The sequence below is a fragment of the Halobacillus amylolyticus genome (genome assembly GCF_022921115.1).
GTDB lineage: Bacteria > Bacillota > Bacilli > Bacillales > Halobacillaceae > Halobacillus_A > Halobacillus_A amylolyticus.
In genome coordinates, this window is sequence record NZ_CP095075.1 from 2,552,292 (window position 1) to 2,567,007 (window position 14,716).

Annotated in this window: 16 protein-coding genes and 2 other annotated features; all 16 genes read right to left on the reverse strand. The window is 43.2% G+C overall.

All coding sequences use genetic code 11. The annotated features are described in order from the left end of the window. Window positions 1–12: 12 nt before the first annotated feature. Entirely contained in the window at window positions 13–3,543 is a 3,531-nt protein-coding gene (rpoB, locus tag MUO15_RS13220) for a DNA-directed RNA polymerase subunit beta (RefSeq protein ID WP_245029807.1), read from the reverse strand. Window positions 3,544–3,857: 314 nt separating this feature from the next. After that, window positions 3,858–4,460: a class I SAM-dependent methyltransferase gene (locus tag MUO15_RS13225; RefSeq protein WP_245029809.1), complete on the reverse strand. Its 603-nt coding sequence runs from the start codon at window positions 4,458–4,460 to the stop codon at window positions 3,858–3,860. Window positions 4,461–4,578: 118 nt separating this feature from the next. Next, window positions 4,579–4,944: a 50S ribosomal protein L7/L12 gene (gene rplL, locus MUO15_RS13230; protein ID WP_245029811.1), complete on the reverse strand. Its 366-nt coding sequence runs from the start codon at window positions 4,942–4,944 to the stop codon at window positions 4,579–4,581. A 58-nt stretch (window positions 4,945–5,002) separates the two neighbouring features. Continuing rightward, entirely contained in the window at window positions 5,003–5,503 is a 501-nt protein-coding gene (gene rplJ, locus MUO15_RS13235; protein ID WP_244751026.1) for a 50S ribosomal protein L10, read from the reverse strand. 57 nt (window positions 5,504–5,560) lie between these two features. Beyond that, window positions 5,561–5,701: a sequence feature (ribosomal protein L10 leader region), on the reverse strand. 52 nt (window positions 5,702–5,753) lie between these two features. Then, window positions 5,754–6,449: a 50S ribosomal protein L1 gene (gene rplA, locus MUO15_RS13240; protein ID WP_245029813.1), complete on the reverse strand. Its 696-nt coding sequence runs from the start codon at window positions 6,447–6,449 to the stop codon at window positions 5,754–5,756. Between the two features lie 115 nt (window positions 6,450–6,564). Beyond that, window positions 6,565–6,990, reverse strand: a complete 426-nt coding sequence (gene rplK / locus MUO15_RS13245; RefSeq protein ID WP_244751024.1) for a 50S ribosomal protein L11 — start codon at window positions 6,988–6,990, stop codon at window positions 6,565–6,567. Between the two features lie 151 nt (window positions 6,991–7,141). Next, a complete protein-coding gene (gene nusG, locus MUO15_RS13250; RefSeq protein WP_245029815.1) occupies window positions 7,142–7,678 on the reverse strand; it encodes a transcription termination/antitermination protein NusG in 537 nt (178 codons plus the stop codon). Window positions 7,679–7,926: 248 nt separating this feature from the next. Continuing rightward, window positions 7,927–8,100 carry a preprotein translocase subunit SecE gene (secE, locus tag MUO15_RS13255; RefSeq protein ID WP_245029817.1) on the reverse strand — a complete coding sequence of 58 codons (174 nt, stop codon included), beginning with the start codon at window positions 8,098–8,100 and terminating at the stop codon, window positions 7,927–7,929. A 38-nt stretch (window positions 8,101–8,138) separates the two neighbouring features. After that, window positions 8,139–8,288, reverse strand: coding sequence for a 50S ribosomal protein L33 (gene rpmG, locus MUO15_RS13260; protein ID WP_245029818.1), 150 nt, complete (start codon window positions 8,286–8,288; stop codon window positions 8,139–8,141). Window positions 8,289–8,363: 75 nt separating this feature from the next. Then, window positions 8,364–9,020 carry an RNA polymerase sporulation sigma factor SigH gene (gene sigH / locus MUO15_RS13265; protein ID WP_245029819.1) on the reverse strand — a complete coding sequence of 219 codons (657 nt, stop codon included), beginning with the start codon at window positions 9,018–9,020 and terminating at the stop codon, window positions 8,364–8,366. Window positions 9,021–9,098: 78 nt separating this feature from the next. Further along, entirely contained in the window at window positions 9,099–9,608 is a 510-nt protein-coding gene (locus tag MUO15_RS13270; RefSeq protein ID WP_245029820.1) for an NYN domain-containing protein, read from the reverse strand. Window positions 9,609–9,610: 2 nt separating this feature from the next. Continuing rightward, window positions 9,611–10,354 carry a 23S rRNA (guanosine(2251)-2'-O)-methyltransferase RlmB gene (rlmB, locus tag MUO15_RS13275; RefSeq protein WP_245029821.1) on the reverse strand — a complete coding sequence of 248 codons (744 nt, stop codon included), beginning with the start codon at window positions 10,352–10,354 and terminating at the stop codon, window positions 9,611–9,613. After that, window positions 10,347–10,757, reverse strand: coding sequence for a Mini-ribonuclease 3 (locus MUO15_RS13280; protein WP_245029822.1), 411 nt, complete (start codon window positions 10,755–10,757; stop codon window positions 10,347–10,349). The genes rlmB and MUO15_RS13280 overlap by 8 nt, the downstream gene beginning before the upstream one ends. A gap of 2 nt (window positions 10,758–10,759) precedes the next feature. Then, window positions 10,760–12,160: a cysteine--tRNA ligase gene (gene cysS, locus MUO15_RS13285; protein ID WP_245029823.1), complete on the reverse strand. Its 1,401-nt coding sequence runs from the start codon at window positions 12,158–12,160 to the stop codon at window positions 10,760–10,762. Continuing rightward, on the reverse strand, window positions 12,150–12,812 hold the full coding sequence (cysE, locus tag MUO15_RS13290; protein WP_245029824.1) for a serine O-acetyltransferase: 663 nt from the start codon (window positions 12,810–12,812) through the stop codon (window positions 12,150–12,152). The genes cysS and cysE overlap by 11 nt, the downstream gene beginning before the upstream one ends. Window positions 12,813–12,921: 109 nt before the next feature. Next, window positions 12,922–13,135 (reverse strand) — a binding site (T-box leader). A 44-nt stretch (window positions 13,136–13,179) separates the two neighbouring features. Then, window positions 13,180–14,649, reverse strand: coding sequence for a glutamate--tRNA ligase (gene gltX / locus MUO15_RS13295; RefSeq protein ID WP_245029826.1), 1,470 nt, complete (start codon window positions 14,647–14,649; stop codon window positions 13,180–13,182). Window positions 14,650–14,716: the final 67 nt, after the last annotated feature.

Genomic DNA, 14,716 nt, shown 5'->3' on the forward strand with positions numbered 1-14,716 from the left:
ACACAATCTCGCCTATTGTTCTTCCATGTTCAAGTTCTCGGATTCTTTCGTTTGCTCTTCTTCAATATCTCGCATTTCGATTTCTGTCTCATCACCAGATAGAATTTTTACATCCATACCCAGACTTTGAAGCTCCTTAATAAGAACTTTAAAGGATTCTGGAACACCCGGCTCAGGAACGTTATCACCTTTAACGATAGCTTCATAAGTCTTCACACGACCAACTACATCATCAGACTTGACCGTAAGAATTTCTTGAAGTGTATAAGCAGCACCGTATGCTTCTAATGCCCATACCTCCATCTCACCGAAGCGCTGACCGCCGAATTGCGCTTTACCACCAAGCGGCTGCTGCGTTACTAGAGAGTATGGTCCAGTAGAACGAGCGTGTAATTTATCATCAACCATGTGTGCCAGCTTGATCATGTACATGACACCAACAGATACACGGTTATCGAATGGTTCACCTGTACGTCCATCATAAAGGATGGTTTTCGCATCACGCGACATTCCTGCTTCTTCTAGTGTTTCCCACACATCTTCCTCACGAGCACCATCAAATACTGGTGTAGCTACACGAGTTCCGAGCTGGCGAGCAGCCATTCCCAGGTGCAATTCAAGTACTTGGCCGATGTTCATACGAGATGGAACCCCTAGAGGGTTAAGCATGACATCAACAGGTGTTCCGTCTGGTAAATATGGCATATCTTCTTCAGGGAGAATCTTAGAGATAACCCCTTTGTTACCGTGACGTCCAGCCATTTTATCCCCTTCAGAAATTTTACGCTTCTGAACGATGTAAGCACGAATCAATTGGTTTACACCTGGAGGTAGCTCATCACCGTCTTCACGGTTGAATATCTTCACATCAAGCACAATTCCGCCTGCACCGTGTGGTACACGAAGGGAAGTATCACGAACCTCCCGTGCTTTTTCACCGAATATTGCATGTAGGAGACGTTCTTCAGCAGACAGTTCCGTAACCCCTTTAGGTGTTACTTTTCCAACTAGAAGGTCCCCATCACTCACTTCAGCTCCAACACGGATAATGCCGCGTTCATCCAAGTCGCGAAGGGCATCTTCGCCGACGTTAGGGATGTCACGTGTGATTTCTTCTGGTCCAAGCTTCGTATCACGAGCTTCGGATTCATATTCTTCTATATGAATGGATGTATATACATCATCTTTCACAAGACGTTCGCTCATGATGATAGCATCCTCATAGTTATAACCATCCCATGTCATAAAGGCGACTAGCGGGTTTTGACCTAGTGCAAGCTCACCCATATCCATCGATGGACCGTCAGCAAGAATTTCACCTTTTGTTACACGGTCTCCTTTAGAAACGATTGGACGCTGGTTGTAGCAGCTTCCTTGGTTTGAACGAATAAACTTCTGTAAGCGATAACGGTCTAGGTCACCCTCTACCTCTTTACCATCGACTTCAGAAATACGGCGTACCAGAACTTCTTTCGCCTCAACGCGTTCAACAATACCTTCATGATGACAAATGACAGCAGCTCCGGAATCTTTTCCGGATACATATTCCATTCCAGTACCGACGATTGGTGCATCGGGCTTAAGCAATGGTACTGCTTGACGCTGCATGTTTGCCCCCATTAGGGAACGGTTAGAGTCATCGTTTTCCAAGAAAGGAATACACGCAGTTGCCGCGGAAACAACTTGCTTCGGTGATACATCCATGTAATCAAGACGATCACGGCTAACAACTGTGTTTTCCCCGCGGAAACGAGAAATAACTTCTTCATCTTGGAAAGAACCGTCGTCATCAAGTTTCGCGTTAGCTTGTGCGACAACATAGTTGTCCTCTTCATCTGCGGTCAAATAGTCAATCTGCGCTGTAACCTTATTGGTCTCTGGATCAACACGCCGATAGGGGGTTTCAATGAAACCAAATTCATTAACTTTTGCATAGGAAGACAAAGAGTTAATTAACCCAATATTCGGTCCTTCCGGAGTCTCGATCGGACACATACGGCCGTAGTGGGAGTAGTGTACGTCACGAACTTCAAAACCGGCGCGTTCACGCGTTAAACCGCCGGGTCCTAGTGCTGACAAACGACGTTTGTGTGTCAGTTCAGCAAGCGGGTTCGTTTGGTCCATAAACTGTGAAAGTTGCGAGCTTCCAAAGAACTCTTTTATCGATGCAATTACCGGCCTGATATTAATCAATTGCTGCGGTGTAATAGAAGATGTGTCCTGAATGGACATCCGTTCACGAACCACACGTTCCATACGGGATAACCCAATTCGGAATTGATTCTGAAGCAATTCCCCTACTGAACGTAGACGACGGTTACCTAAATGGTCAATGTCGTCCGTTCCCCCAACAGTGTGGAGTAAGTTGAAGAAATAGCTGATGGAAGAGATTATATCTGCTGGCGTAATGTTCTTCACACCACGATCGATATTCGCGTTTCCAATCACGTTAATAGAGCGTTCACCTTCTGGATCAGTTGGATCTACAATCTTGACAGACTGAACACGGATTGGCTCTTCAAGCACACCATCAGATGGGTCTAACAGACGCTCACTTGTCGTTTCCTCTTCGTTATCGAAATGAGGTATTAATTTATCTAACAAACGGCGGTCTATTTTAGCACCTTTTTCTGCTAGTACCTCGCCTGTCTCTTCATCTACTAGCGTTTCTGCTAATGTTTGATTAAACAAACGGTCTTTAATGTGAAGCTTTTTATTCATTTTATAACGACCTACGCGTGCGAGGTCGTAGCGTTTCGGATCAAAGAAGCGTGAAACGAGCAAGCTCTTCGCATTCTCTACTGTAGGCGGTTCGCCAGGGCGTAGACGCTCATAAATTTCGAGTAATGCTTTCTCACTATTCTCTGTGTTGTCCTTTTCTAACGTGTTTTTCAAGTATTCATTATCACCAATCAGATCGGTGATTTCTTGATCTGTTCCAAAGCCTAGAGCACGTAATAACACGGTAATTGGAAGTTTACGAGTTCGGTCGATGCGGACGTGAACAACATCTTTGGCATCCGTTTCAAACTCAAGCCATGCTCCGCGGTTTGGAATTACCGTAGCGGATACGCCTCTCTTACCATTTTTATCAATCTTTTTATTGAAATATACACTTGGAGAGCGAACAAGCTGTGAAACGATAACACGCTCAGCACCATTAATAATAAAGGTACCCGTGTCTGTCATTAGCGGGAAGTCTCCCATAAATACTTCTTGTTCCTTCACTTCGCCTGTTTCATTGTTTAGAAGACGAACTTTCACACGAAGCGGTGCATTGTATGTTACGTCTCGATCTTTTGACTCATCTACTGGATACTTTGGCTCGCCAAGACTATAGTCTACAAACTCAAGTGATAGGTTACCGGTGAAATCTTCAATTGGTGAAATGTCTTTAAACATTTCCTTCAAACCTTCTTGTAAAAACCAATCATAAGATGCGGTTTGAATCTCAATTAAATTTGGTAACTCTAATACTTCACTGATGCGTGCATAACTTCTGCGTTGGCGGTGTCGTCCGTATTGAACTAGTTGACCTGTCAACTGATTCACCCCTCAAATCAAGCAATTTTATAACGAAAAAAGGGTTCGGCAAAGACATGCCGAACAGGCTTGCGGTTGATCTTGCCACAAGCACTATTGTAAACATCCTTGTAAGCGGATGGTGTTTCTTCATTTCTCTCTAACGTTAGACAAAAAAGAAAAAGGGTTTTCAACCAAAAACCTCATTTCATTTTGCATGTTCGATTTACCATTCTATCCTTCTATCAAAAAATTATTCAATTTAATGAAAAAAGACTTGACAACACAAAGGTCATATTGGCATTTTTCAATACTAGCACAAATCAATAGAGCAGTCAAACCTTTTTTGCCTTCAATATATAGTAGCCCTTTCGCTTTACGACGACTTCTACACGACCAAACAATTCACCCAACTTTTCTTTGGCTGACGGGGCGCCTTGTTTCTTTTGGATTACCACCCACAGCTCACCCTCATCTACAAGGGCTTCATGTGCACCTTCAAACATGGCGTGTACCGTTCTCTTCCCCGCACGGATCGGCGGATTTGTCAAAATTGCGGCAAATCGATTTTCTTTAATGCTAGAGAAACGATCACTCTCTTTAACAGACACATTTGCTAATTGGTTTTGTCTGGCGTTCTTTCTCGATAGCTCTAAAGCTCGCTCGTTCACGTCCACCAGCCATATGTGACGTTCACTGAAATCTTTGGCTAACGATAAACCGATTGGTCCGTATCCGCAACCAAGATCAAGCAGATCACCATCAACAACTGGCATTTCAAATGCCTCGATGAGAAGCCGTGAGCCGAGATCTACTTCTCCTTTAGAGAAAACAGCATGGTCGGTTGTAAAAGTTAGAGACGTTCCTCTTAACAAAAACGACCATGTACGTTCATCACTTTTAGCATTTGTATACTTTGAATAGTAATGCTCTGACATACGGAACACCTTCTTTTGATGGTAGATAGAGTTTTCGAAGACTCTGCTTCACTTTTAAGAAAAAGAAGATAAAGAAAGCTCGCCGATAGTCAGCGAGCTTTACTTAAAACAGGTACGATTACTTAAGTTCTACAGAAGCGCCAGCCTCTTCAAGCTTAGACTTCATTTCTTCAGCTTCTTCTTTAGCTATGCCTTCTTTAATAGCACCAGGTGCATTGTCAACTAGATCTTTTGCATCTTTAAGGCCAAGACCAGTGATTTCGCGAACCGCTTTAACAACTTTAATTTTAGAGCTGCCAGCAGATTCTAGTACTACATCGAACTCAGTTTGTTCTTCTTCAGCTTCGCCACCTGCAGCAGCACCGCCAGCTGCAACTGGAGCTGCAGCAGATACACCAAACTCTTCTTCAATTGCTTTAACTAGGTCGTTAAGCTCAAGAACGGACATCTCTTTGATCGCTTCGATAATTTGTTCATTAGACATGAGAAATTTCCTCCTTAGATTTTATATAATCATTTATTCTGCTAAAACGAGCGCTGGATTACGCGCTTTCTTCTTCTTTTTGATCCGCAATTGCTTTTGTAGCGTAAGCGAAGTTGCGAATAGGCGCTTGAAGCACGCTTAGGAACATAGATACAAGGCCTTCGTAATTTGGAAGGGTTGCAAGTTCTTTGATTTGCTCAAGAGTCGCTACTTGTCCTTCAATCACGCCGCCTTTAAGCTCAAGGTTATCGTGATCTTTGGCAAAGTTGTTAAGGATTCTCGCTGGAGATACAGCGTCATCCTCACTAAACGCAAGAGCTGTAGGCCCAACTAGAACTTCCTCAAGTTCTGCAAGCTCAGCATCTCGTACAGCACGGCGAGTCATTGTGTTTTTGTACACTTTGAAGTCTACACCAGCTTCGCGAAGCTGCATACGAAGTTCTGTTACTTCTGCTACATCAAGACCGCGGTAATCTACAAGTACTGCAGATTTACTATTACGGAACTTGTCAGCAATTTCAGCAACAACCTGCTGTTTCTGCTCGATAATTTTGCTCATCGTTCCACCTCCTATTGACTTTTCATCATACCGTTTCTGGTGCCAAGGTCTATAAAAGGTTGACACAAAAAAGCACCCCCACTAGACATGGAGGTACGTATGTCAGAACAGGATTCTGTCCTGTCTATTCACACACCTCGGTAGGAAAATTAAGCGATTAATCGCACCTACTGTCTACGGTATAACGTATTCGATTTATACAACGTTTCTAATTATAAGAAATTAGAAACGGAAAGTCAACATTAAATTATTACTTAACGTAGTTTGAAATATCAACTTTGATGCCAGGTCCCATTGTAGAAGAAACGGCAGCATTACGCATGTAAACCCCTTTAGCAGCCTGAGGTTTAGCTTTCACCAGCGCATCTGTGATGGCATCGAAGTTTTCTTTAAGCTTCTCTGCATCGAAAGAAGACTTACCAATTGGCACATGGATGTTAGCCGCTTTATCGACACGGTATTCTACTTTACCTGCTTTGATTTCGTTTACCGCTTTTTCTACTTCAAACGTAACGGTTCCTGTTTTAGGGTTTGGCATAAGTCCTTTAGGTCCTAGAACTCGACCGAGTTTACCAACTTCAGCCATCATGTCAGGAGTAGCGACAACGACATCAAAGTCAAACCAACCTTGATTAATTTTGTTAATAAGGTCTTGTTCTCCAACGTAGTCTGCACCAGCAGCTTCTGCTTCCTTCGCTTTATCACCTTTAGCGAAAACAAGAACGCTTTGTGTTTTACCAGTACCGTGCGGAAGCACCATAGCTCCACGAATTTGTTGGTCCGCTTTTTTCGGATCAACGCCTAAACGAAAAGCAGCTTCAACGGTTTCATCAAAGTTTGCTTTAGATGTTTCTTTCACAAGATTAATTGCTTCTTGTGCATCATATGATTTTGTACGATCAACAAGTTTAAGAAGTTCTTGTTGTTTCTTTGTTTTTTTAGCCATTTTATTTCCTCCTCGTTGTGGTTTTAACGGATTAACCTCCCACGAATAAAGGTTGCGATAGCAAGGAAATTTCCTTTCTCGCAACCTTTAACTCCATCAGAGTGACGCTGTGGGATTAGTCTTCAACTGTGATTCCCATACTGCGCGCTGTACCTTCAACCATGCGCATTGCAGCTTCAACGTCAGCAGCATTTAAGTCAGGCATTTTCGTTTCCGCGATTTCGCGAACTTGATCACGCTTAACGGCAGCTACCTTGTTACGGTTCGGCTCACCTGAACCTGATTCAATACCTGCTGCTTTCTTCAGAAGAACGGCAGCCGGCGGAGTTTTTGTAACAAATGTAAATGAACGGTCTTCAAAAACCGAGATTTCAACCGGAATAATCATACCCGCTTGATCTTGCGTTTTAGCGTTAAACTCCTTACAGAAACCCATGATATTGATACCTGCTTGACCTAGCGCCGGTCCTACTGGTGGTGCTGGGTTAGCTTTACCTGCTGGGATCTGAAGCTTAACAACCTTGATAACTTTTTTAGCCACGAGACACACCTCCTTAAAGTCCGTGATGTGGTAATAGGGTTTACCCCTCCCACTCATCTCAAATATGCATCAACGCCCCTCTTTAAGAGGCACATAAAGAACATAAGAATTTTAGCATCTATTTAAATATAATGCAAGAGGGAGTAGTAATTTATAGTTTCTCAATCTGAGAAAAGTCTAACTCAACCGGCGTTTCCCGGCCAAACATATTGACGTGAACCTTCACCTTCTGCTTATCGACATCGATGTGTTCAATTGATCCCGTAAAGTTTGCGAAAGGACCTTCCGTAACCTTCACACTTTCTTTCACCTCGAAGTCTATCTCTGCAGATGCAGGCTTGTCCATACCCATGCGCTTGAGCACCGTCTCCACTTCTTCAGGCAAGAGAGGGATTGGTTTAGAGCCAGAACCAGTGGACCCAACGAATCCAGTGACACCTGGTGTATTACGAACCACATACCAGGAGTCATCCGTCATCACCATTTCAGCTAGTACATAACCAGGAAAAACTTTTTTCTTGGCGACTTTACGCTTTCCGTTCTTAATTTCAGTTTCTTCATCCTCGGGAACAAGAACTCGGAAGATCTTATCCTCCATTCCCATAGATTCAACACGTTTCTCTAAATTGGCTTTTACCTTGTTTTCATAACCAGAATAAGTGTGAACCACATACCATCTTTTTTCCATTCATACAGGACAAGTGGCTTGCCCTTCCCTCCCTTATCGTAAATATTAAAATTAAAAAGCGGACAAGATCATGCAGGCAAAGCGCATAAGCAAACTATTCTGCAACAGCACAGGATTGCTTGTGTCGCGAAGGCCTGTTCCTTGGATCGGAGATTATTATCCGCTTTCTTAAACCAACATAAAAAACCCGTTAAACGGGTTTTTGCTGCAAGGCTATTATATATTATATCACAGTTAAGACTGTACTATTATTTAGAAATGAGTTCAAGTACCTGAGAGATTCCTAGATCAACGACCGCAAAGAACACAGCAACAAAAGCCACGGTTCCTAAGACGGTGATGGTGTACCTCGTAAGTTCGCGCCCCTTAGGCCAGCTTACCTTACGCATTTCACGAGCGACGTTCTTGAAGAATTTAAACATGCGACACTACCTCCAAACTTATGCCTACCGGCTTCATCCTATTTCGTTTCGCGATGCAGTATATGGGTTTTACACGTTTTGCAAAACTTACGAACCTCTAAACGTTCGGATTGATTTGATTGGTTTTTATGAGTACTATAGTTGCGACTTTGACATTGGACGCAAGCTAGAATAATTTTCGTAGTCATCGTTAATCACCTCACACTAGAGGTTTAATCACTTCCATAAATGTAGCACGCTTCCATGCACGTGTCAATTATACCTTATAGCGTAATTTCGCTCATTTCCAAGTACTTTTCTAACTTCCTTTTAACACGCTGAAGAGCGTTATCGATAGACTTCACATGTCGCTTCAGCTCAACGGAAATTTCCTGATAAGACTGTCCGTCCAAATATAGCGCGAGCACTTTTTGCTCTAATTCGCTTAATAATTCAGAAATTTTTTCTTCCATATCGCCAAACTTTTCTTTGTTAACCATAAGTTCTTGCGGGTCGATCGCCTTAGAACCAGCGATCACGTCTAATAGTGTCCGATCGGATTCTTCATCAAAAATAGGTTTATCTAAAGAAACATAGGAATTAAGTGGAATGTGTTTTTGTCTTGTGGCGGTCTTAATTGCGGTAATAATTTGACGGGTGACACATAATTCTGCGAAAGCTTTGAACGAAGATAATTTGTCCTCTTGATAGTCACGAATGGCCTTATACAGGCCGATCATCCCTTCTTGGACGATGTCTTCTCGATCTGCACCAATAAGAAAATAAGTCCGAGCCTTTGCGCGAACGAAATTCTTGTATTTATTAATTAAATAATCCAAAGCCTGAATCTGTCCCTGGTTAATTCGTTCAATGATTACTTCATCATCCAGTTTGTCAAGATCCAGCTCCTTGATGCCTGCCTCAGTTTGTCCGATGCTCACTCAGGATCCCTCCGACCATGGTACCTAAATATAGAAATATTATACAGTAAGCGCTTCAGAAGCGTCAACAGCTCCTAATTATTTATCCCCTCTGCGCCACTTCTCAAAAATATCACGTATCTCTTTGTTTATCGGAATCTTGGGCTGATATTGAACCCTTTTATGGGACTCTACATCTTTTTTTATTTCGCGTTGTATATTCGTGACTTCAATGTGTAACTCTCTTGCTGATTTTCTAAAAGCACCTTGGGCAAAAATTGTACGCTGCTCTGCATAATCTGACGTAGCCACGTACACTTTTGTCCGTACATCCGTTAAACTCCCAGCAAGTTTTTCAATCCGCTCATCAGCCGTTTCGTTTTCTTTTGTATAAATCACTTCTACCTTAAAATTATTTTGCTTCTTTCCAAGTCCTCTCACATGATACGCATCGAATACAATAATCACTCGGTCACCAGTGTACGCCTGGTATTCAGCCATTCTTTCAATCAAAAGGTCCCTAGCCTGACTAAGGTCTCGTTCCTTTAAACCTTTAAGCTCCGGCCAGGCTCCAATGATGTTATATCCATCGACTAGTAAGACTATCATCCCTACTCACCAACAGGGTGACGTTTTCTATAAACTTCATACATCAATAATGAAGCAGCAACCGACGCGTTCAAGGAGGTGACTTGTCCAGCCATAGGCAGCCGTACCATCCAGTCACACTTCTCTTTCGTTAGGCGGCTCATCCCTTTCCCTTCACTACCAATGACAAGAGCGATGGCCATGTTTCCATCCAATTGCCGGTAATCCTCTGTGCCTTCAGCATCCGTTCCAACTACCCAAACGAACCGCTCCTTCAGTTCATCTATCGCACGGGAAAGATTGGTTACTCGGGCAACCGGGATATATTCAATTGCACCGGTGGATGTTTTGGCGACCGTAGCCGTTAAACCAACAGACCTGCGCTTAGGTATAATGACGCCATGTGCCCCGCTTGCATCTGCCGTTCGTAAAATCGATCCCAGGTTGTGAGGGTCTTCAATCTCATCTAAAATAATGAAAAAAGGGGTCTCCCCTTTTTCTTCAGCTCGGGCGAACAAGTCATCGATGTTACTATATTCATAAGCAGCTACAGCAGCAGCCACCCCTTGATGATTTCCGTCAACGAGCTGATCTATTTTCTTCTTTGGGACACGTTGGACAATGATTCCATTTTCTTTCGCAAGCTGTTCAAGCTTCTTTAAAGCTTGGTGCTGAAGCTGATCTGAGGCGAACACTTTATTGATTGAGCGTCCTGACCTTAATGCTTCCTGTACGCTGTTCTTGCCGATAATCCATTCATCATTCATTACTTTTGCTCCTTTCTTCAACGAGCTCAATGGCGCTTGCAATCAGTTCATTTAGACGCTCCTCATGACCCGCTAAATAGTGATAGCCAAGGACTGCCTCAAATGCCGTCGAATATCGATAGGTTTGCACATTCGTATTCTTCGGCACGGTCCCAGACTTTGCGTTGCGGCCGCGCCTGAGTACGGCTGCCTCTTCTTCGGTTAAAAATTCCCCATCCTGCCATGCTTGTACAACTTTCGCCTGTGATTTAGCTGACACAAATCTAACAGCCGCCTTATGCAGTTCCTGTGGTTTGATTTCACCTTTTTCAAGCAAGTGCTTACGGACATATAATTCGTAAACCCCGTCTCCCATATAGGCAAGAGCGAGGCTTTTCATTTGTTTCACATTCGTTAATACCATCGTCAGCCCCGCTTCCAGCGTGTGCCCTGGGATGTGTCCTCCAGGATAATATTACGTTCCTTCAACTCATCACGAATTTGGTCAGCACGCTCAAAATCCCTATCTTTACGAGCCTGTTTCCGTTCAGCAATTAATGCATCTATTTCCTCATCAAGCAACACAGCCTCCTGGAAAATTTGCAGACCTAGAACGCTGGTCAGCTCTGTCAATACATGTTGATACTCCTCAAGCACGGCCTCATCCGTCTGGTCTGACTGCAAATAAAGATTAGCTGATTTTGTTAAATCAAACAGTACAGAAATCGCGTTGGCTGTATTGAAATCATCATCCATTTCTGCAATAAACTGTTGTTTATGATGTTCAATTTGCTCCATCCATGAAGCCGTATCCTCTACCAGGTTTAAACTAGATTGCTTGCGGTGTTGAATGTTTTCATATGCATTGCGAATCCGATCGAAGCTATTTTTAGCCCCTGCTAAAAGCTCATTACTAAAGTTAATCGGGTGGCGGTATTGTACACTAAGCATAAAGAAACGAATAACCTGGGGATCATGCTTCTGAACAAGATCATGGGCGAGAACAAAGTTCCCTAGAGACTTAGACATCTTTTCATTTTCAATATTGATATACCCATTATGCATCCAGTACCGGGCAAAGGATTCGCCGTTATTTGCTTCAGACTGGGCAATTTCATTTTCATGGTGAGGAAACGTTAGGTCCTGCCCGCCCGCATGGATATCGATCGTGTCCCCTAAATACTTTTGAGCCATGGCGGAGCACTCAATATGCCAGCCTGGACGTCCTTTCCCCCACGGGCCTTCCCAGGAGATTTCTTCAGGTTTCGCCTCTTTCCAGAGAGTAAAGTCAAGTGGGTCTTCCTTCTTCTCCCCTACCTCAATCCTAGCGCCTGAACGAAGCTCATCAATCGATTGATGGGACAGCTTCCCGTATTCATTAAAAGAACGTGTTCGGAAATACACATCCCCTTCTGACTCATAAGCGAAGCCTTTTTCTATTAATCCTTTGATAAAAGCAATGATTTCATCCATGTTATCCGTTACACGAGGATGGTGTACTGCTTCTTTCACTCCCAGCGCACCAACATCCTCTTTATACGCCTCTATGAAGCGATTAGCGATATCCGGAACCTCTTCGCCCATTTCATTTGCTGCCTTAATTAATTTGTCATCAACATCTGTAAAGTTGAGCACATATTCGACATCATAGCCTCTATATTCGAAATATCTACGCACCGTATCAAATACGATAGCCGGACGAGCATTACCGATATGAATATAGTTGTAAACAGTCGGACCGCAAACATACATTTTTACTTTTCCCTCTTCCAGCGGTTGAAAAGCTTCTTTTGCTCTCGTTAGTGTGTTGTAGACGTTAATGCTCATTGTGCTTGACTCCTTCCACCTCATCTAATTGATTACGTAAACGTTCGATTTCCTTTTCCATTTGATTAAGTCGATCATACACCGGATCAGGAAGCTTGTGATGGTCTAGGTCCTTCTTGCGGATTTTCTTTCCATCTTGGATAACCACGTGACCCGGGATACCGACCACTGTTGAATTATCAGGCACCTCATGCAGCACGACTGACCCTGCCCCGACCTTAGAATTTTCCCCAATCGTGATCGATCCTAATACTTTCGCTCCTGTGGCAACGAGTGAATTATTCTTTAGAGTCGGATGCCGTTTTCCTTTCTCTTTCCCTGTTCCACCTAACGTCACGCCTTGAAATAACGTCACATTATCGCCTATTTCACATGTTTCACCAATCACAACCCCCATCCCATGGTCGATAAAGAAACGACGGCCGATTTTAGCACCTGGATGGATTTCAATGCCTGTGAAAAAACGGCTGATTTGAGAAATGACTCGGGCAATAAAGAAAAACTTCCGCCTATAAAAAGCATGGGCTATTCGATGTGCCCATATCGCGTGCAAACCAGAGTATGTCAAAATGACTTCTACGTACGAACGAGCTGCTGGATCCTGATCAAAGACTACATCGACATCCTCTTTAAACATTTTCATAAGCCCCATCCCTTGCCCCTCCTTTATATTAAAAAGCATATGGGTATCCCCTTCTGCAGCTAGATATCTTAGAAAATCTATTTCCCTAAATAAAAAACGCGTCTCTGTGCTCGAATAGCACAGAGACGCGTTACGCGCGGTTCCACTCTGTTTTGGGATTCATTCATCCCCACTTAAGTCCTGATAACGGCAGGTACCGCTGAAAGCCTACTTTGTTCGGCGTCAGACTCCGAGGTGCATTCAGAAGTACGTCCTTAAAATCACTTTCAGCCTAAGGTGATTCTCTCTGCCTAAGGGTGTGACTCCTTACTTCTCCTCTTCAACGTTTCCTATAGGTATCTTTACTATATGATAAAAGATTGTGTTTGTGAATCGTTTAAGCTTGAAGCTGATTTAAGACATCGTTCAAACGAATCGTGACCGTTTCGATACCCAGAAGGTGAATAGCGTCAGGCAGCTCTGGTCCGTGTGTTTGGCCAGTTGTTGCTACACGAATCGGCATAAACAATTTCTTCCCTTTATGGCCTGTTTCTTTTTGGGTTGCTTTAATTTGGGCCTTGATGTTCGCTGGTGAGAAATCTTCAAGTTCCGTAAGCTTCGTTTTAAACGTATCCAGTACTTCTGGTACTTGATCTCCTTTAAGTACGTCCATTGCCGCTTCATCATACTGGATTTCCTTTTTGAAAAAGAGTTCCGTAAGTTCAACGATTTCAGCACCATAATCCAATTGCTCTTGGTAAAGCCCAATAAGCTCACGGGCCCAAGCCCGATCATCCTCAGACATATTTTCAGACAAACGACCCGCTTCAACAAGATGAGGGAGTGTCAATTCAACAACTTGGTCAAAATCTGATGCCTTCACATATTGATTGTTCATCCACTTCAGTTTTGCCGGATCAAAAATCGCAGGGGACGTAGATAAGCGATCAGCATCAAATTGTTCAATAAGCTGATCTTTTGTGAAAATCTCTTCCTCTCCTACTGGTGACCAGCCAAGCAGAGTAATGAAGTTGAATAGTGCTTCAGGTAAATACCCGAGTTTGTTATACTGTTCAATGAATTGCAGGATATGCTCATCACGCTTACTTAGTTTCTTACGGTCTTCATTCAAAATAAGGGTCATGTGGCCAAATGTTGGCGGTTCCCAGCCTAATGCATCATATACCATCATTTGCTTTGGTGTATTAGAGATGTGCTCTTCACCGCGAAGCACGTGGGTAATTTCCATTAAATGATCATCGATAGCAACAGCGAAATTGTAGGTCGGTGTTCCATTCTTCTTAACAATAACCCAATCGCCAAAATCACTGGATTCGAAGGAAATGTCCTCCCGTACGAGGTCGTTAAATTTGTATGTTTTGTTTTCTGGTACACGAATACGAATACTTGGCTGACGGCCTTCCGCTTCGAATTGCTTAATTTGTTCTTCTGACAAATCACTATGAGCACCAGAGTATTTAGGCACTTTTCCCCGAGAACGCTGTGCTTCTCGCTCTAAATCAAGTTCTTCTTCCGTCATGTAACATTTGTAAGCATGCCCTTTTTCAAGAAGTTCAGCTACATATTCTTTATATAAATCAAGACGCTCCATTTGGCGGTATGGACCATAATCGCCACCGACATCAGAACCCTCGTCCCAGTCAATTCCGAGCCATTTCAAGTAGTTCAGCTGACTTTGCTCGCCACCTTCTACGTTTCGTTTCGCATCCGTATCCTCTACACGAATAATGAACTTACCTCCCGCATTTCTTGCAAAAAGGTAATTAAATAAAGCAGTCCGGGCATTACCAATGTGTAGATTCCCAGTTGGACTTGGTGCATAGCGCACGCGTACTTCGTTCGTCATACATTTGTTCTCCTTTCCAAATTCCCGTTAAACCGAGCGTAATCCTTTTCTTATTTTATCACTTTTC